The 19183-nt window shown below is 41.4% G+C and carries 10 protein-coding genes and 1 riboswitch; of the genes, 5 read left to right on the top strand and 5 right to left on the bottom strand.

Features of this window, described 5'->3' with window-relative positions:
- Positions 1-60: 60 nt before the first annotated feature.
- On the top strand, positions 61-411 hold the full coding sequence (locus tag ACEQZT_RS13105; protein ID WP_370089899.1) for a hypothetical protein: 351 nt from the start codon (positions 61-63) through the stop codon (positions 409-411).
- A 112-nt stretch (positions 412-523) separates the two neighbouring features.
- Positions 524-5926, top strand: coding sequence for a cadherin domain-containing protein (locus ACEQZT_RS13100; protein WP_370089898.1), 5403 nt, complete (start codon positions 524-526; stop codon positions 5924-5926).
- Positions 5927-6172: 246 nt separating this feature from the next.
- Here the strand turns inward: ACEQZT_RS13100 and ACEQZT_RS13095 are convergent, their stop codons facing one another.
- Genes ACEQZT_RS13095 through ACEQZT_RS13085 form a run of 3 tightly spaced genes read right to left on the bottom strand, consistent with a single transcriptional unit; the run spans position 6173 to position 9047 of the window.
- Positions 6173-6910, bottom strand: coding sequence for an ABC transporter ATP-binding protein (locus ACEQZT_RS13095; RefSeq protein ID WP_370089897.1), 738 nt, complete (start codon positions 6908-6910; stop codon positions 6173-6175).
- A complete protein-coding gene (locus tag ACEQZT_RS13090; protein WP_370089896.1) occupies positions 6910-7965 on the bottom strand; it encodes an iron chelate uptake ABC transporter family permease subunit in 1056 nt (351 codons plus the stop codon). The genes ACEQZT_RS13095 and ACEQZT_RS13090 overlap by 1 nt, the downstream gene beginning before the upstream one ends.
- Entirely contained in the window at positions 7962-9047 is a 1086-nt protein-coding gene (locus ACEQZT_RS13085; RefSeq protein WP_370089895.1) for an ABC transporter substrate-binding protein, read from the bottom strand. Before ACEQZT_RS13085 ends, ACEQZT_RS13090 begins: the two co-directional genes overlap by 4 nt.
- Before the next feature lie 18 nt (positions 9048-9065).
- Positions 9066-9284, top strand: a riboswitch (cobalamin riboswitch).
- Between the two features lie 76 nt (positions 9285-9360).
- On the opposite strand from ACEQZT_RS13085, the gene ACEQZT_RS13080 reads away from it, so the two are divergent.
- Complete coding sequence (locus ACEQZT_RS13080; RefSeq protein WP_370089894.1) at positions 9361-11208, top strand: TonB-dependent receptor plug domain-containing protein; 1848 nt, start codon at positions 9361-9363, stop codon at positions 11206-11208.
- Here the strand turns inward: ACEQZT_RS13080 and meaB are convergent.
- Positions 11205-12197, bottom strand: coding sequence for a methylmalonyl Co-A mutase-associated GTPase MeaB (meaB, locus tag ACEQZT_RS13075; protein ID WP_370089893.1), 993 nt, complete (start codon positions 12195-12197; stop codon positions 11205-11207). The two genes, ACEQZT_RS13080 and meaB, sit on opposite strands and share 4 nt — an antisense overlap.
- A gap of 137 nt (positions 12198-12334) precedes the next feature.
- Here meaB and ACEQZT_RS13070 point away from each other — a divergent pair, with 137 nt between their 5' ends.
- Both ACEQZT_RS13070 and ACEQZT_RS13065 read left to right on the top strand, forming a co-directional pair.
- A complete protein-coding gene (locus tag ACEQZT_RS13070) occupies positions 12335-13582 on the top strand; it encodes a CHASE2 domain-containing protein (RefSeq protein WP_370089892.1) in 1248 nt (415 codons plus the stop codon).
- A 35-nt stretch (positions 13583-13617) separates the two neighbouring features.
- Positions 13618-14556 (top strand): hypothetical protein, encoded by a 939-nt coding sequence (locus ACEQZT_RS13065; RefSeq protein WP_370089891.1) that lies wholly within the window; start codon positions 13618-13620, stop codon positions 14554-14556.
- 418 nt (positions 14557-14974) lie between these two features.
- On the opposite strand, the gene ACEQZT_RS13060 is transcribed toward ACEQZT_RS13065, so the two are convergent.
- A complete protein-coding gene (locus ACEQZT_RS13060; protein ID WP_370089890.1) occupies positions 14975-19174 on the bottom strand; it encodes a CHAT domain-containing protein in 4200 nt (1399 codons plus the stop codon).
- Positions 19175-19183: the final 9 nt, after the last annotated feature.

Raw genomic sequence — 19183 nt, 5'->3', positions numbered from 1 at the left:
ACTCAGAACAACCAAGGATTGTCAAGCCATTGACATAGTTTAGCAATTTTAAAATTGAAGATGAGATTAACCGTTTTACTCTGCTTTTTATTCTCAATAGCATGTAAAGTGCAGCCCAGCCCCTCTGCTCCAAACGATCAGGAAGTTGACTTTGAAAACATTCAACTTTCACCTGATCAGGCGATTGTTGAATTTGAGTGGATTCAAAAGACTGAAGTGGGATTTATGGCAAAAATCAAGTCTGTGGAGAAAGCAGGTTTTGGATTCAATGTGGAGTTCAATGCCATTGAAATGCTGGAAATACTTTCCAATGAAGCAGTTAATCAAAATTCCAGCCTTGCGATCATTCAAAAAATAGAAGCATTGAATGCTAACCAACCCATGTTTAGAATGATCAGAATCCTAAAATAGACAGCCACCATCTTTCAAAAACCACAACAAAATTGAGCTAACAGATAGCTGATCGGAGGGTATTTTGGGCTTTGCCCGTCATCTATCTATCCGTCAATCAACTAAAACTAAAATGAACAAAATCATTACTATTCTATTGCTTGTCTTCTCGTTTTTAGGACAGGCTCAACAGATCACTATTCAAAAAGACAGCCCGAATGAACGACTGGACTTTGAGATTCTAAAAACTAAAGATCCCTCCACGGGAGAAGTACCCTCGGGTATTCGGCTAAGAGAACTTGAATTTATGAGGAGCCAGGAGTCTGATTTAATTAAGCCTTTTGCTCTCGGGGAAATAACAACTGCATGGTATAACAGAGGGCCGCACAATGTGGGCGGAAGAACAAGAGCATTAGCCGTAGATTCAAGAAATGAAAATATTGTTTTGGCTGGAGGTGTATCCGGGGGAATGTGGAGGTCCACAGATGGAGGAGTATCCTGGACTAAAACGACAGGTAGCAATGAGCTTCAAAGTGTTTCATGCATAGCTCAGGATCAAAATTCACCAGACATCTGGTACTACGGAACCGGTGAACTTGCAGGCAACAGCGCAAGTGGAAATGGAGCCACCTATTATGGAAATGGAATCTATAAATCAACAGATAATGGCGTTACCTGGAGCTTACTTTCATCCACTGCTTCCAATACTCCGTCTACTTTTGACAATCGTTTTGATTTCATCAATGAAATAGCCGTTGACCCTACCAACGGAGATGTGTATGCAGCCACTTACGATGGTATTTTCCTAAGCACAAATGGAGGTACAAGTTTCGGTGTTGAGCTAGGTGGTTCCAATGCTGCTTACTGGACTGACGTGGTAATATCCTCTACAGGAACAATATATGCCGTATTGGATGGCTTGGGAGTGTACAAAACAGATGATGCAATTACATGGACAGATATTACACCTTCCATGTCAGCAGTTCAGTATGAACGGAAAGAATTAGCCATTTCTGGAAATGGCAATAGCCTTTATCTTTTAGGAGAAGGAGGATCGCATGCTTCAGGCCATGAATTGTGGCACTTTAATGAATCAACAGATACCTGGACAGATCGGTCAGATCAAATCCCACAACTGGGTGGAGCAACCGGTAATTTTGATTCTCAGGGAGGCTATGATCTATTGATTAAGGTTAGCCCTACTGATGAAGATTTCGTAATCATTGGAGGTACCAGTCTTTTCCGTTCTACGGATGGTTTTGCTACAACAACCAATACTTCATGGATTGGTGGATACTCACCTTCAAATATCAATTCTTACGGACAATACACCAATCATCATGCAGACCAGCATTCGTTTGTTTTTTTGTCTAGCAATGCAGCCCTTTCTGGTAATGACGGTGGTGTTCAGTACACAAGCGATATCACTGCCACGAATGCCAATGACGAGCAGGTTTCCTGGACGCCATTGAACAACGGCTACCTAACCACACAGGTGTATGCTGTATCTTCCGGGCCGGGCGATCAGGTGATGGCTGGCTTTCAGGATAATAGCACCTGGCTTTCTATTGCTACTGATTCGGACGCTACCTGGACAGATCAATTTAGCGGCGATGGAGCTTACAATGCCTTCAATTCAGATGGCACTGTCCGTTTTGTTTCAGCTCAAAATGGTCAGGTATACCGAATCGGATATTCCAATGCGAATGATCAAACGCCCAATAGCTATACCAACGTAAAACCTAGTGGATATTCTGGTTCACTTTTCATAGCTCCACTTTATTTAGATCCAAATGATGATGAGATTCTGTACATGGGTGGGACTAGCACTTTGTATGTAAATACCCAGGCGTCAACAAGTACTACTTCAACAGGCTGGAAGTCAATTGTACTAGCCTCCGGAAAGATCAGTGAATTTGGACTTACGAGTACTGTCGGAACAGTATATGTAGGAACCAGCACAGGGAAAGTATTTAAAGTCACTAATGCGCACGGAACAGAGTCATTCAATGAGATTACATCTGCTTCATTTCCTTCAGGCTATGTTTCTGGTATTGGAGTAAATCCTGAAAATGATGATGAATTGCTTGTCTCATTTTCGAACTACGGTGTTAAAAGTGTCTGGCATTCCTCAGATGCAGGTAGTACTTGGGCTGATGTAAGCGGATCGCTGGAAGAAAACAGCGATGGCTCTGGAGATGGACCATCGGTTAGAACGGTGGCTATCTTGGGAGATGGAGTTAAATATTTTGCAGGTACAAGTACCGGACTTTATTCCACTTCCTCACTGAGTGGCACCTCTACTGTCTGGACGCAGGAAGATGGTACAGGAATCGGAGAAGTTGTGGTGGAGCACATGGTTGGCAAGTCTGACGGAACGATGGTTGTAGGGACGCACGGAAATGGTGTTTTCACTGCAATATATGACATTGTGATTCCACCGGTTGATGAGTTGGAAGTATCTGCAGTAAATGTTCCTTCTGACGGAGCACTCAGCAGCTCAGAAAGCATTTCCGCTCTGATCACCAACAATGGAACCGACGACCAAAACGCCTATTCGCTCACCTTAAGTGTGGATGGAGTAGATATTGTCACAGATAATATCAGTTCTACCATCATGGCTGGAGACACTTACACTCATAATTTTTCGACCACAGTGGATCTGTCTGTCTACGGTGACTATTCCGTAACAGTGTCGCTTACTTTGGCTGGAGATGAAGATGAAAGTAACAACAGTCTGACAGAGACGGTATCGAATACAGATCACACCACCAGGCCAGATTATGCAACGTTGATGTCTTTTTATGGAAACAATGGAGGTTCCAGTTGGACTAATTCAACCAATTGGGGTACCTCGGCTGATTTCTCATCCTGGTATGGGCTGACAGTAGATGGAGATGGTAGAGTGATTAAATTAGAACTACCTAACAACAACGTTACCGGCTGGATTCCAGAGGATATTAATGGGCTTTCTTCATTGCAGGAAATAGACCTGTCTGAAAATTTACTAACAGATGCTACTGCAGAAGAAATGGCTATTCCTTCTCTTGTTAAAATCGATTTGAGTGGAAATGACATTGCTTATGGTCTCCCGTCAAGTCTGGCATTATTGACCAACCTGACACATCTGTATGCAGATGATAATAAGATGACCATCTTGAGGGATTACTCAGGCCTCAGTCTAATAGATTTTTCCATAGAAAACAATGAATTGGATTTTAGCGATTTGGTGGGTAACCTACCAACTGCAACTAATCTGACGGTGAGCCCTCAAGCCAATTTAGATAACACAGAAACTGTGCTACTAAATGAAGGAGATGACTATACCATTACCATCAGCGGAGATGCTATTGGCAATGTATATCAATGGTATTTTGACGATGAGGTCTTTGATGGAGAAACGAACTCAACACTGGAGATCATTGGGGCAAATGCTGATATAGATGCTTTCTATCATGCTACCGTTACTAATAGTGCAGTTCCCGGACTTACTTTGATAAGGAATAGTGTTGAAATAGTAACCAATCTTAGGCCTACCACAATTACACTTTCTTCCGGTTCTATTGCTGAGAATCAGCCTGCTGGTACCACTGTAGGAGTGATCAGTGGAGTAGATCCGGAGAATGACGACATGACTTTTACTGTTGCAGGAACAGATGGAGCCAGCTTTGACTATGAAGTGGTGGACGATGTATACTATTTAGTTTCAGATGAGGTATTTGATTTTGAAACGAAGGCAACCTATGAAATTACGATCACTGCAACAGATGAAAATGGGGCATCTCTAGACAAAGACTTTACCATCACTATCGAGGATCAAAGTTTGTCAGTTGTCCTTTCTAATGCTTCAGTGGCAGAAAATCAGTCAACAGGAACACTTGTAGGTGCTTTGTCTGTAGAATCAGATGATCTGACAGGACCATTTATCTATTCAATATCAGGCACGGATGCGAGTGCATTTAAGATTGGTGGAGCCTCAAATGATGAGCTACAAACGAATGCTGTTTTTAATTATGAAAATGACAATTCGTATGAGATTACTATTACCGCAACAGACGGTACTGAGATGGTATCCACCGATTTCACAATCTCAATTGAGGATGCCAATGACATTATTGGAGTGGTAGAATTGAGCAATGCTTCTATTGCAGAGAATCTCGTGGCAGGAACTGTCATTGGAGAGATCACAACGAATGATGAAGATGTTTCGGACACTTACACGTATATAATTACCGGGACAGATGCTGCATTGTTTGATGTGGTGGATGATAACTTGATCGCGCTGCAAAGCTTCGATTTTGAATCATCGGCTAGTTACAGCATCAACATACGAGTGACCGATAGTGGAGGAGCATCCGATGATGATGATTTCACCATTACTATCACTGATGAACCTGAAGCGCCGACTGATATAGTCCTTACCGAAACTTCTTTTGACGAGAATCCAGGCAATGAATATTTTGTTGCGGTTGTACTTGTGACAGATGAGGATGCCTCAGAGTTTCATACTGTAGAGTTGACCGGAGCAGATGCAGCAAGCTTTAAGGTTTTGAGTTTTACCGATATCTATACGAATGAGCCTATTGATTACGAAAACAAGGACAGTTATTCGTTTACCGTGATCGTAACAGACAAAGACGGTCTTACCTATGAAGAAGATGTTACTATAACCGTCAATGATATTGATGAACCTTTGACGGGTGTACTACTATCCGGGTCTTCAATAGATGAGAATCAGCCAAATGGATCAGCGGTTGGTGTTATCATCCCGGAAGGGGATGCGCTAGGTTCATACACTTACGCTCTTTCTGGGACGGATGCAGCCAGCTTTCAGCTTGGTGGTGAGGACGGAAATGAGCTTCAAACAGCCGAATCATTCAATTTTGAAGCTAAATCTATTTATGAAATTACTGTCTCCATCACTGAAATCGGAATGACTACTGAATCACAAGATTTTACGATCGTTGTTCGAGATGTAAATGATGCACCAACCGCACTTAATCTTTCGGGGAATAGCATTGAGGAGAATCTACAGTCCGGGACGTTGATTGGTGAAATTTCTACCGAGGATGAGGATAGCGGAGATTCATTTGACTATGTGATTTCAGGTGCGGATGCTCAAAGTTTCAAACTAGAGGGTAATCAGCTTTTGAGTAACGAAATCTTTGATTTTGAGACTAAATCTTCTTACCAAATAACCATTACCTCTTCTGATCAGAATGGCGAAGAAATAAGCGAAACGGTAACGATATCAATTATTGATGTGGATGATCCGCTAGGATTGGGGGATAATGCGGCAATGGTTTCAATCTATCCTAATCCGGCCTCAGAGTTTATGATTGTAACATTGGATGAATCTATTGATAAAGCGGTTTTGAAAATGATTGACTTAAACGGTCGTACTACGATGGATGGATTAGAATACAAGAAAGGCATGTCCCTGAACCTGAATGTTTCCAACATGAGCAAAGGCATATATATTCTGACCATTGAGACCAAGCAGGATAAGATTTTCAAGAGAATAGTAGTGGAGTAAGAGGAGTAGTATAATCAATTTTAGCCCTTCTGATGTTTTAGAAGGGCTTTTTTGTTTTGTGTGTCATTTTGTCAAAATCAAGACAAAAAATCTTTAAACCTTCCTAATCATTTTTTGGTTTATTACGTACCTATTAATGGTGATTAGGTGAAATGGGTGGGTTAGCGTGCAAAGGCACGTTTCTATTCGGTTAGGTTAGGTTACGATTATCTCACCCATATTTAGGGACCCGCCAGGGTCCCTTTTTTATGTCAATATTTCTCGCGGGATATGTAAATAATTCTGCAATTCACCGGACTTAATAAGCTCCACAGGATTTCCAATTAGCAAATCCTTCCCAAAATCCATGCACCAAAATTGATTACAGACTTTTGCTGAAAGCTGAATCTCGTGAGTTGAAATTAAGATTGCCTTTCCTGAATCAGCTATCTTTTTCAATAGATCAAGCACCTCAATTTTATTTTTTAGATCTAAATGGGAGGTAGGCTCATCTAGTATGATCAACTCAGTGTCTTGAGCTAAGGCCCTAGCAATCATCACTTTCTGAAGCTGTCCATCGCTAAGTTCGTATAATCGTTTTTTTGCCAGGTAGTTAATCTCCATCTGAGAAATAGCTCTGTCAATAACCTCTTTATCTTTTTTGCTCAAATTGCCCAGCCAGCCGGAATAGGGATGCCTCCCAAGCGCAATAAGCTCTAACACGGACAGGTTGAGTGAGTCGGGCTTACCAGTTAGCACTACACTTATTTTTTGTGCAATTACCTTGGGTGAAAGCTGAGAGAGATCGATTCCGTCAATTTGGATAGATCCACTCATAGCGGATTGCAGCCCGCAGATCGTTCGAATGAGTGTAGATTTACCCACGCCATTTTGTCCCACCAGACCAATGAGATTACTTTTTTCTATAGTCAGATCAATCCCGTCAGCTAAAATCTTTTCAGAGCCATACCCAATACTTAGTCGATCAATTTTCAGCAACTCCATCAGAATCGGTAATTAAGGTTGGATTTTCTCATAATCAGCCAGATAACAAATGGTGCCCCAAACAAGGACGTAACCGCATTGATTGGAAGCGTTTCCTGCATGCCTGGCAGTTGGGCTAGAATGTCGAATGCGAGTAAAAGTGTTGCTCCAAGCAAGATCACCAATGGGGTAAGCAGCAAGTGATTGCCGGTATTGAAAAGCATTCTGGCAATATGTGGAACTGCCAGTCCGATAAAGGCGATTGGTCCACAAAAGGCGGTAACAGTTCCTGCGAGCAAGCTTGTGTTGATAATAATGAGCATGCGAGCTTTTTTCAAATTCAAGCCAAGGGATTCCGCATAATTTTCTCCCAGTAAAAGCGCATTCAGAGGTTTTGAAAGCAAAAATGAAAGGATAAGAGAGAAAAAGATAACTGGAGCCATAATCCGCAATTCTGTCCAGGAAAGGCTTCCCAGACTCCCGAATGACCATATAACATACGCCTGAATATTTTCAGCCTGACTGAAATACTGGAGTATACTAACAAGCGCGCTCACCGCTGAACCAAACATTAACCCAATAATGAGCAATGAAACACCTGATCGAATTCTGAATGATGCAATTAGCACAACTGAGAGCACCAAAAATGATCCGACTCCAGAAGCACCTACGAGCAGCCAGCTTCTGCCTATTCCAGACATCCCTATGAATCCACCCAGCCATACCCCGAGAAAGATCACAAGAGCAACGCCAAGTCCTGCTCCTGAGCTAATTCCCAGAATAAAAGGGCCGGCAAGCGGATTTCTGAAAAGGGTTTGCATTTGCAGTCCGCTAATAGCTAAAGCACTCCCAGCCAGTATGGATGTGAGTGCCTTAGGAATGCGGAAATTCTGGATGATATTGGACCAAATCTGATTGTCTGGCTCACCAAAGAAATGCTGAATGATATATCCGAATGGAATATTGACAGAACCGAGCGAGATGCTAAGAAGGAAGCATAGACATAGTCCAAGCGTTAAACAAATAAAGACTAAGCGCCACTTCTTTCTAGACTCATCTAAGTGTGATTCAATCATTTCAGCTTCTGAAAGTAAACAGTTTCGTACTCAGGGAGCAATTCGGGATGCAGGATTTTGATCAGGTCTGACAATACTAAATCCGGTCTGGAGTATCCTGACTCAAAGAAATCATAACCTCCATTGGGGCCTATTTTCTTGTTGTAGTTGTATACATCGCCATTTTTAAAAGCCTCAAAAGCAGTGTATCGGTCATCCTGCCCCAACATTTCGTTCATGGAGTTTAAAGTAGAGGTGCCAATCCACATATCTGCCGAATTGGCCTTTTCATAAATTGATTCAAAGCTAAGCTCCAGCCATCCTGAAGTCGTGTCATCGTCCCATAAATACTCACCTCCGGCATTATTGAAAAAAGTAGCTGCCCAGTTATTTCCACCGGGTAAAAACCACGTGTCGCCATATACCACACCGCTCAATATGGTTGGCCTATCTGCGGTTGCAGAGGCCTGGTTTTTCAATCTCAAATATTCAGTTTCAATTGCTAAGAAAATAGAATCTGCTTCCTTTTCTCTGCCAAGTAAGGCTCCAAAAAACTTGATCCATTCGGCTCTCCCAAGTGGACTTTGTTCCAAAAAATCAGAGTTATAATAAACCGGAATTCCCGACTCCTCAATCTTGTCTAAAGTCAGGGATTCCCCTCCCATATCAAATGCCACCACTGCATCAGGATTTATACCAAGCAACAATTCTATATTGATATTTCCATCTGGTCCAAGATCAGTCAGCAAACCTTCATTGCCTCGCTCGATAAACACCTCTGAGCTTATATAATTCAGGTTTGGAAAGCCGATAACCAGTTCTTCTGCTCCCAGCAATTCAAAATAGGGAAGGTGAGAAGTGGAGGTACAAACGATTCGCTTTGGACTTGCATTAAGTTCATACTTAATAGGTGTACTGGCTTTTGGCCAGGGCTCATCTATTACCAAGTATTTATTACTTCCTTCTTCTTCAAAATGAAAGCCCTTTGCGTACTTCACCTCATTCGTAGAAACCGAAGATTCCTCTTTTTTCTCGGTAGTACAGGCACTTAAAACAATTAAAATTCCAAAAACAAGTCTGATCATGGGCCAAAAGTAGCGCATCGACTGGTTATGTTATTTAGTTTTGTGCCTGACTATGGTTTCTGATCCGCCAACTGGCGGAGAGAATTAAAATGGGAATCTCGTGATCGCCATATGGTGAAATTCGGGAGCTGTCCCCGCAACTGTAAGTCTGAAGAATGTTTTGATCACATCAAAATCCACTGTTCGCTGCTGGCGGATGGGAAGGAAATCAAAACCAGACAAGCCAGGAGACCTGCCACGGTCATTTTAAATAATTCTAAGCTTCGGGTGAAAGCAGAGGAAGGGGTTAGCTCCATTCTTTCTACGAGGCTCATAGTAATCAATAATTCCTATGAGAAAATTACATTTAATCATTGCATTTGCATGCATGGGATGGACTGTCAAGGCACAGGACACCCTCAAAACCGTCCAGCTGGATGAAGTGGTGATCACAGGCACCAAATCAGAAATTCCTGTTGAAAAATCAGGTAAATCCATTTTTAAAACCACACGAAAGGATATTGAGCAGAGCAGCGCCAGGTCTGTTGCCGATCTTCTCAATGAAGTTCCGGGGGTTCAAATGGATGGAAACTTTGGCCCGCTTGGAACTAATGTTGATTATTTTGTTCGAGGGGCAAGAAGTAAAAGCACATTGATTTTGATCGATGGAGTACCATTTAATGATGCTTCAGGTATTGATCAAACCTATGATCTAAGATTATTGAATCTTGAACAGGTAGAATCCATCGAGGTACTTAAGGGAGGTCTTAGCACACTTTATGGAACAGGAGCTGCGGCGGGTGTGATCAACATTAGTCTTAAAAAGGCTTCAAGTGATCAACTAGGTGGAAATGTGGGTGCAAACTATGGCAGCTTCAATACATTTCAGTCCACTGCCAATCTTTCAGGAACAGCAGGCAATTCTTCGTTTGTCTTCAACGGAGGATACAAAAAGTCAGACGGTTTTTCTGCTGCCAAAGATGAAAATGAGAATGGTGACTTTGATAATGATGGATTTGAGGGTTTCAACCTTCTGGCTAAGTACGATATTGAATTGACTGAGCGATTTACACTTGGCGCCACCATTTCTTATGATGACTTTACCTCTGATTTTGACGCGAGTGCATTTGCAGATTCAGAGACTAATTTTTCTGAATACAGCCAGCTGAGAGGAGGCATCCGACCGTCATACACATGGAATGATGGAAATATTCATGGTAAATTTTTCATCAACAAGCTTGATCGCTTTTTTGAAACAGATTTTGGGATTTCAGATTATGATGCAAAAAACCATCAGGCAGATGTGGTCGTCAATCAAAATCTTTCTGATCAGATTAAAATAATAGGAGGGGTAAACTACCAGCGTTTTCAATATGGTGAGCAGCCGGATTTCGAAACTTTTGATTTCAGCATGTTTGATCCATACACCACGTTTATTTATGACAATGCTAACCTCACTGTACAACTTGGAGGAAGGCTGAACATTCACAGCGATTATGGACAAAATTTTGTTTGGAATTTCAATCCTTCCTATCTGATCGAATCGGGAACAGTTGATGTTAAGGTTTTTGGCTCATATGCTACTGCCTTTATTGCTCCATCATTGACACAACTCTACGGCCCTTTTGGTGCAAATCCCGATCTCAATCCTGAGGAGTCACAATCGGCTGAAGGTGGATTTTCACTTCTAGGTGATAAGTTTAAATCAGATATTGTCTACTTCTACCGAAAGGATGAAAACCTGATCATATACAATTCTGAATTCCAATATGCTAATGCAGAGGGAGAAATTGAAACCGATGGGGTTGAAGTGAGTGGCAGTTATGCAATCACAGATCAGATAAGCTGGTCAGCCAACTACACTTATACTCGCAGGTTAAGCAATGAAACCGCATATCGTATACCAAAGCATAAGTTTGGGACTGCTATTTCTGTAAGTCCTGTTGAAAACCTGTCAACCCGCTTGAGCTACCTATATACCGGCGATCGACCTCTTCAATATTTTGATAGTAATACCTTCCAAACCGTTCAAGTGACAGGAGACGCATTTGGTTTGCTAGACTTCAAGGCTTCTTACACCCTCAATAGTCTCAGATTCTCAGCATCATTGAACAATATCCTTGATGAAGATTATGTGGCGATTGCAGGGTATAATGTGGCAGGGCGCAATTATAATATCGGCCTGAATTACAGTTTTTAATCTTTAAATAATTCATCTACAGCCTTACGAACTGATAATTTTTGGGAGGAGATCAACTCCTCCCTTTTTTTTATCTCTTGCTTTATTTCGGGTTTCGAATAAAAATGATCTTCCAATCGAGCCTGGATACGTTCATGAAACCATTTCAGGGCTTGTCTTTTTCTGTTTTCATCAAACCAACCATTTGATTTAGTTTGTGATAAGAATTTTTCAATTTCCCCCCATGTCTCTTTAACTCCGGTTTTTTCAATCGCTGAACACAAACCTACCGGTACCTCCCATGCTGCTTCATTTGGTGGAAACAGATGGACTGCATTTTTATAATCTTCCCGGGCTCGTTTTGCAGCTTTCAGGTTGTCTCTGTCAGCTTTATTAATGAGAATATGATCGGCCATTTCCATGATGCCTCGTTTTATCCCCTGAAGTTCGTCCCCACCGCCTGCCAGCATTAGTAGTAGGAAGTAATCAACCATATCTTTCACTAAGGTCTCACTTTGCCCTACACCCACCGTTTCAATGATTATCACATCAAATCCTGCAGCTTCACAAAGTAAAATTGCTTCACGCGTGTTATGAGCCACACCCCCCAGGCTTGATCCAGAGGCAGAGGGACGTATAAATGCATTCGGGTCTTTCGACAATTCGTCCATTCGTGTCTTGTCTCCGAGGATGCTTCCTTTGGTTCGGTTGCTACTCGGATCGACGGACAATACGGCCACCTTTTTACCTATTGCGGTAAGCATTTTTCCAAACGCTTCAATGAAGGTACTCTTACCTACACCTGGCACCCCGGTTATTCCTATTCTAAAACTTTTATTGGTTGGCTTTAGAATTTGATCGATGAGTTCAGCGCTGAGTTTTTTATCATCAGACCTTTTACTTTCCACAAGCGTGATTGCTTTACTCAAAAATGCCCTATTTCCGCTCAATAGACCATCGATTAAGTCTTGTAGATGAATATTACCTGTTCGCCGAAAAGTTGAATCCATAGGACGATTATTAGAGTTTTTATAGCGTAATTTGAAGAAAAAATTGAATTCTTCTAATATATCGATTGTGATCGTTGCTGATAAATGTTTTAATTGCATATATAATCTTAACCGACTAACTCACCAACGAATAGACAATGTTTAGAAGATTCTGGCGGGATGTAATCCTGGGAACGTTTTTTATCATAGGCTTGATGGTCTTTATCGGATCAGTATCAGCCTTCAAGGTCTTTGACATGTTTGATCCAATTGGAGATGCCTTTGCGGACATGGAGTTTACGGACATCTATTTTTCGCAATTGCTCGATGACCCAATTGCTGACGAAAATGTGGTCTTGGTAAATATGGGATTAGAATCCAGGGCAGGTATTGCCATGATGATTGATTCCATAAGCCAACATGGCCCAGCAGTGATTGGAGTAGATTCATTTTTTGACTATCCAAAGGAAGATACGCTTGGGGATATGATGCTTATGGATGCATTGAGTAGGGTAGAGAATTTGGTTATGGTTACCAAAGTTCTATTTAATCCTGACACTGAGGAATTTGATTCAGTTCATATGTCTTGGCCATGGTTCACATTCAATGCTGAACCTGCATTTGCTAATCTAATTACAGATGCAGATGTACAGGAGGACTTGAAAATGTGCAGGGAGTTTAATCCAACACTCACTACCGCTGATTCGGTTGTTCATCAGGCGTTTGCCGTTAAACTAGCATCATATGTAGAACCGGAAAAAGCCAAAGCTTTTGTTGATCGAGGCAATGAAGTGGAGGTGATTAACTATAGAGGTAACGTGCTTGACTATGGCGCGACTAAATTTGGCAACAAGTATTTTGCGCTAGATGTTGGAGATGTTTTTGGGGGAAATTACTACCCTGACATTATAAAAGATAAAGTGGTCATTTTCTGTTTCTTGGGCGAATACCTTGGTGACAGAGAAAATTTTGAGGATAAGTTTTTCACTCCATTGAATGAAGTATACATTGGAAGGGCATTCCCTGATATGTACGGAGGAGTGATTCATGCGAACATCGTTTCCATGATCATGAACGAGGATTACATTTTCTACCTGAAAGATTGGCAGAAAATATTGGTAGGATTTATTGGACTTTTTTTGAACATCATGGTGTTCTCATGGATTTACAAAAAACTACCAAAATGGTACGACGGAATTACCAAGGTTATTCAGGTAATTGAGTTTGTTGGACTGATCTATCTTATGGTTTACTTCATGGATATCTTCAGTATGAAATTGGATCTTACATATCTACTGTTCGCAGTAGCCCTTTCGGGCGATGGTCTGGAAGTATTTTATGGGGTGGTGAAAAATTCACTATCCAGAGAAGGAAGAAAAGAATTATTTAAAGTATCACGATTATAAATTTTAGAAAAACGCCAAATATTATTGGAACTATTATGAGAAAGTTTGTTTCTATCGCTATCACGACTATGCTTGTTTTTGGTTTTGGCATTGCCAACGGCCAGGGATACACATTCAGAGTTTTGGCCAATAAGGGTCAGAACCAAGTAAAAAAAGACGGAGCTACCACTGCTGTGGCTCTTAAAACCGGAGCTACACTGAGCGACGGTGATGAATTGATTGCATCTCAGGGTGCATACATTGGGCTTATGCACAAGTCCGGTAAAACCTTGGAAGTAAGAACCCCGGGGACGAAGAAAGTTGAGGATTTAGCTAAAATGGTGAATACCAAATCTGCTAGTGTGTCTAGCCGATATGCTACATTCCTTGCTAATAAAATGAACGAAAAAGAGAATCCTGACTACCGAGCCAGACTGAATGCTACTGGAGCGGTTTCAAGAGCGCTTGCCGGTGATGAGCAGATTCAGGTATTGATTCCTGCGGAGGATGCCAGCGTATTGGGTGACAATGCCATTTTGAACTGGGATACTCCTGAAGGAATGGAAGAAAACACGTTCATCGTTACCGTGAAAAACATCTTCGATGAGGAGATCATGAAGAAAGAAGTGTCTGGAAATGCCATTGAGCTTAATTTCACAGACAGTAAAATGCAAAACGAAGAAGGTCTTTGGATCATCAACGTGAAAGCAAAAGAAAATCAGGATGTGACTTCAGGAGATATCGCGATCAAGCGACCTGAAAATCCATCTCAGTATGCTGAAGGATTAAACAGCCTAAAAGCTGAAGTAGATGAGAATAGCCCGCTTAATAAAGTGATCTATGCTTCTTTCTACGAAGAAAACGGTCTGATTGTAGATGCTTTAACAGCTATCGAAGAGGCGATCAAAATGAATCCTGAAGTAGAAGACTTCAAAATTCTTAAGAAGGATATCATCGAAAGAAATGGTATCAAAGTTTACAAAGAGACTGAATAAGCCTCTTCATAGAAACTAATTCTCAGAAACCCTGATCCGCATGGATCAGGGTTTTTTGTTTTTGAAATCGAAGACTAGTCTATGTTTCAATCCGTTGAGATTACCTTGGCCTTTCAGGACCATATTTAAATTTTTGCTATGCCTACTAAACCACTTTCAAAAGGGATGAAATATTTGATAGGAATTGGAAGCGCAATTGTATCACTCATCCTAGTCAACGTAGTAAAAGGAGGTATTATCTTCTCAAATATTCAATTAACAATTGGGCTATTTCTAATTTCAATCCTAATAGTAGTTCTGAGTATTGAAATTAGGAGTTGACAGTGAAAGAGTAAGTTTTAAATCATTTTGAATTGAGTTTACTCACAAAAAAGGACACCATCAGGTGCCCTTTTTATTCTATTCGATTTCTAAAACCTTAATCCAATCCAATCATCACGAATGGTCCCCAGTAGATAGGATCTCGGTATTCATTTCGGATTTCTTTCTTCGCATCTATAAATGCCTGACGCTTGTTGCCCGTCTCAATCCACTTGCGGTAAAACTTCACCATTAGCTGCTGAGTGGCTTCATCGCTTACTTTGAAGAGTGACATCACAATCGTTCTGGCACCAGCCACCAGGAAGGCTCGTTGAAGTCCGTACACACCCTCACCGGCCTGGACTTCACCAAGACCTGTTTCACATGCTGAGAGCACAACCAGGTCCGTCTGATCGAGGTTTAGGTTCATAGCCTCATAGGCCGTCAGGATTCCATTATCCACATTATAGTTGAACTGTGTTTGGTTGAGTACGTCTCCCGCACCAGCCAACAACAATCCTGTTTTCAATAATGGGTTTTCATAAGCTGCTGTTTCGTTATACTCCTGATCAAGAGCGGAGGCTTTAGGTGTCTCCTTGAAGAATCCGTGGGTGGCCACATGGAAAACTCGTGGGTTAGATACCTGCTTAATGGAGGGTTCGTCTGCCTTTGCTTCTGTGAATTTGTCAATGCTCCAGCCCTTTCGATCCAAAAGGTCATTTAATTCTTCAATCTCTTGTTTGGTACCTGGTAGAGGCGATACAACTTCAGCGGTCGATCTTGTTAAACCAGAGCTAGGTAATGGCTGACCAGGCTCGGTTTGCACGTAAAATTCAGGATTACCAAACATCATGGCGTATTGTTTTTCAGACACCACCTTGGATTTGATCTTATTCATGAACAAATCTTTGGTGTTGCTGACCAGAATAATATTCGAATTATCTAAAACATACTTTCCATCCGGTGTAGGAATAGCCTCCAGGTTGATTTGATTATAAACTCCATCCGGAGATAGGTATATTGTGGCTACAATTCCAATCTCTCTTTCAATCGGGAACCAGAATTGGTCATATGAGAATTTATCTCCGATTTTGTATTTGATACTGTTTCTATAAGTTTTTAAGAATTTGTTTTCAAGTTCTTCCCCATTCTCCAGTAAAATCATCTTAGGCTCTGATCGTTTGTCACCTTTAACATAAAGAAGAGCGTACATCACCTTGTCAGTGAAAGTATGGTCAAACACCCTGAAGCGAACCATCTCAATTGCTACCTCATTTTCACCCAAGGCTCCTTTCACATCTTCCCAAACAACCTGACGGCTGTCAGCACTTTGGGAGAATAGCTCCGATTTTAAACTGATATTTTTTTCGAGCAACTCAACATCGTTGGCCAACTGAACAGGGTTGATTCCATTTTCAGCAAGATCCTGTGTGCTCATAGAGAGCGCGGCTGTTAACAACTCCTTATCATCGATCCACTTGCTATACATGTTGATCAACTCTTCATCGTTGCTGTTCATGATTCTCTGACGAACCTTAATGGAGGAGTTTAGCAGAAGTGCTTTGGTAAGGAGTGCATTATTATAAAGCTCTCCAATGTATTTGGCACTTCTATTTCTATTGATGATGAGCGTGTTATAAAACTCATAATCTCCCTTGATGGTATTCCAGAATTTTGCTTTTTCTCGCTCACTCAATGCCGGGAAGTACTCGCGAATGAAATTCTTGTAGTTGGCAAGTACCTTCTCCATTTCATCCTGTGAATCTTTATACCTCGCCTGCATGAAATAAGTCTTGCTAAGCTTGGACTGCACTTTTACATATTCAGGGTGCGTATCATTAAAAACTCTCTGATATTGCTTCTGAGCATTCTCATAGTAGTTTTCTGCTTCAGCGTAGTTTTTCTGCTTGTAATAAATATCTCCTTTCAATACCTGTGCAGTTGCAGCATTGATGTTATTTCTTTTACCAATTTTCGCTTTCCAGATGTTTTCTGCCTGATTCAGGTAAGTAAATGCAAGCGAATAGTTTCCAGCCGCTATGTTTGCGATCGCCATGTTTTTTAGGATCTCAGCATACGTTGGGTTGTTGGATCCAAGCTTTTTACCAATGATTCCTTCAGCCTCCTGGAAGAGTGATTGAATCTGTGGGAGGGGCTTGTCCTGGTAGAAGTATACGAGCGCCAATTTTGAAGTGGATTTACCAACATCAACATGCTCCGCTCCAAATTTGTCTTTTTGTATTCGGATGGCATTTTTTAGCAAAGACTCAGCTTTATCATAATCACCAATGGTGGTGTACACATCAGCTAGTTGCAGCATGGAAGGTACAACCTTAGAAGATCTTTCACCGAATGTGCTGATAGCGATTGTATTTGCATTTCGTGCCTGCTGCTCCGCTGCTGTATAGTCACCTCGGATTAGATTAAGTCTTGCATTGAGCACAAGAGTTTCATTCAAATGACGGCTTGTATTTCCAAATTGATTTCGCTTCTCCTTTAAAGATGCTGTCAACAGCTCGGCTGCATCTGAGTAGCGACCAATATTGGTGTAAAGCCCACCTAAATCATCCCGGTAACTCAACCCGCCTCCATCTGCAGTAAGAGCTCCTGCTTTTCTTAAATCTTCAGAATCATAAATGTGATCTTCAGCTTCATCATACTCCCCTTTTATAGAGAGGAGCTTTGCTTTTGTAATGAATGCAGAAGCAAGGTAAGCAGTGGCCTCAGCTGTCTTGGTATCCTCCATTATTTTAATGGCAGATTCAAGGTTTTTGGTGGCTTTATCGTACTCACCAATGTTGATCTGAAGTCCGGCAATTTTCTCCAGCTCTTTACCATACTCAATATCCTGATTATCGTATTTCACACGAGCAGCGAGTAGGGCTTCATCGAGGATGCTGGATGCCTTAGTGTAGTTGTCTGTTTCCTCATAAAATTTAGCCAGATGGTTCATAATCTCCAGGTAGTCAACATGACCCTTGGTGATTTCTGGCTCCACTATTCCATGAAAACTTTCCTGATAAATTTTATTAGCCTCTGCAAACTTGTCAGTGAAGTCTACATAATAGTTGGCAAGTTTCACTTTGGTTAAGTGATATTCCGGAGCGTCACTTCCAAGTAGATTTTCTTTGATTTTCAGAATTTGATTGTCGTAAGACTCTGTGTTTTTGTGATTTCCGGCATAGAGGGCCACTCGCTTAGCTAGTTCAAGTAACTCCACTCGCTCACTATGAAACTCAGGAATGGTGGGACTAGAAAGCATGGCATTGATTTTATTTTCCATCTTTTTGATGTCCTGATCTGCCAGGTCAAAAGTCAAGTCCATTTTGTCTTCAGCCAGGTTGAAAATACTTGTCTTGTCAAATTCTTTTAATGACTTTTTGAAGTCGGCCTGCGTAATTTTCAATCTGGCATTTTGCCCATTTCTATAGTAGGCTCGCATCAGATTAGCTTGCATGGTCATGACTGTATTGTGAGAAAGGTCATACTTCCGAATGGCCCACACATAAGCATCTTCGTATAGTTTGGCTTGCGCTTCTACAGCCAGTCCATTTTCTTCCAAAAGTTTTGCGTTTAGGAAAGCATTTTGTGACCAGAGCAAATGGCTTTTCTTAAGATTATCATCCACCCATTTCAAGTTGGTGATGAAGGCAGAGTCGGCTGATTGATAATCACCCATATGCCTCAAAGAGTTTGCCTTCACAATCATCATTTTGGCGAATTCTTCTTTTCGCTCTTCCTGCTGGTCTTTATCTCCACTTGGGGAGAGAGCTCTGCCCAGGTAATAATCTGTTTGTTTGTCCACCAGTTTTACAGCATCTCTGTAAAAACCTTTCCCTGAAAGTACTTGAGCTCTTTGGACATCCAAATTGGCCTTAATATCCTCTATGAGGGAGCCTGAAGCCTCAAATGCTTCTGTAGCTTTATCAATATACTGTCCGGCCAGTAAAAAATTACCATAAGTAATGAGTACCTCGGAAGCTTCCATTAAGATGAAGCCGTGCTCTGCACTTTCTGCACCGTTTACTTGCTCGCTCATCGCAATGGCCTCTTCAAGTGGCTTCATTACGCTCACCAGCTCACCTAAGCCAACATTGATTTTGGCTTCCTTTACAAGCGCAATTGCATTGTATGGATTGTTGTATCCGAGGCTTTTGGTTGCTTTTTTCTTAAGCTTGGCAATTTCTTTTCGTGCTGATGAGTAATCTCCAGACTCGTACTTGTCGTCAGCCTTGTCTATTGATTTCTGATATTGGGCATTTGTAACACTGAAACATAGCATCAGTATTACCACTATAGCGGATTGGAAGTTTTTCATTTTCAATTG

The sequence above is a fragment of the Ekhidna sp. genome (genome assembly GCF_964218185.1).
Classification (GTDB): domain Bacteria; phylum Bacteroidota; class Bacteroidia; order Cytophagales; family Cyclobacteriaceae; genus Ekhidna.
This window is presented reverse-complemented; position numbering and strand designations above follow the sequence as displayed.

Coding starts and splice junctions, on each gene's coding strand:
- ACEQZT_RS13100 (WP_370089898.1), top strand. CDS start 524: ATGAACAAAATCATTACTATTCTATTGCTTGTCTTCTCGTTTTTAGGA.
- ACEQZT_RS13105 (WP_370089899.1), top strand. CDS start 61: ATGAGATTAACCGTTTTACTCTGCTTTTTATTCTCAATAGCATGTAAA.
- ACEQZT_RS13085 (WP_370089895.1), bottom strand. CDS start 9,047: ATGCGCTACTTTTGGCCCATGATCAGACTTGTTTTTGGAATTTTAATT.
- ACEQZT_RS13070 (WP_370089892.1), top strand. CDS start 12,335: ATGTTTAGAAGATTCTGGCGGGATGTAATCCTGGGAACGTTTTTTATC.
- ACEQZT_RS13090 (WP_370089896.1), bottom strand. CDS start 7,965: ATGATTGAATCACACTTAGATGAGTCTAGAAAGAAGTGGCGCTTAGTC.
- ACEQZT_RS13060 (WP_370089890.1), bottom strand. CDS start 19,174: ATGAAAAACTTCCAATCCGCTATAGTGGTAATACTGATGCTATGTTTC.
- ACEQZT_RS13080 (WP_370089894.1), top strand. CDS start 9,361: ATGAGAAAATTACATTTAATCATTGCATTTGCATGCATGGGATGGACT.
- ACEQZT_RS13065 (WP_370089891.1), top strand. CDS start 13,618: ATGAGAAAGTTTGTTTCTATCGCTATCACGACTATGCTTGTTTTTGGT.
- meaB (WP_370089893.1), bottom strand. CDS start 12,197: ATGGATTCAACTTTTCGGCGAACAGGTAATATTCATCTACAAGACTTA.
- ACEQZT_RS13095 (WP_370089897.1), bottom strand. CDS start 6,910: ATGGAGTTGCTGAAAATTGATCGACTAAGTATTGGGTATGGCTCTGAA.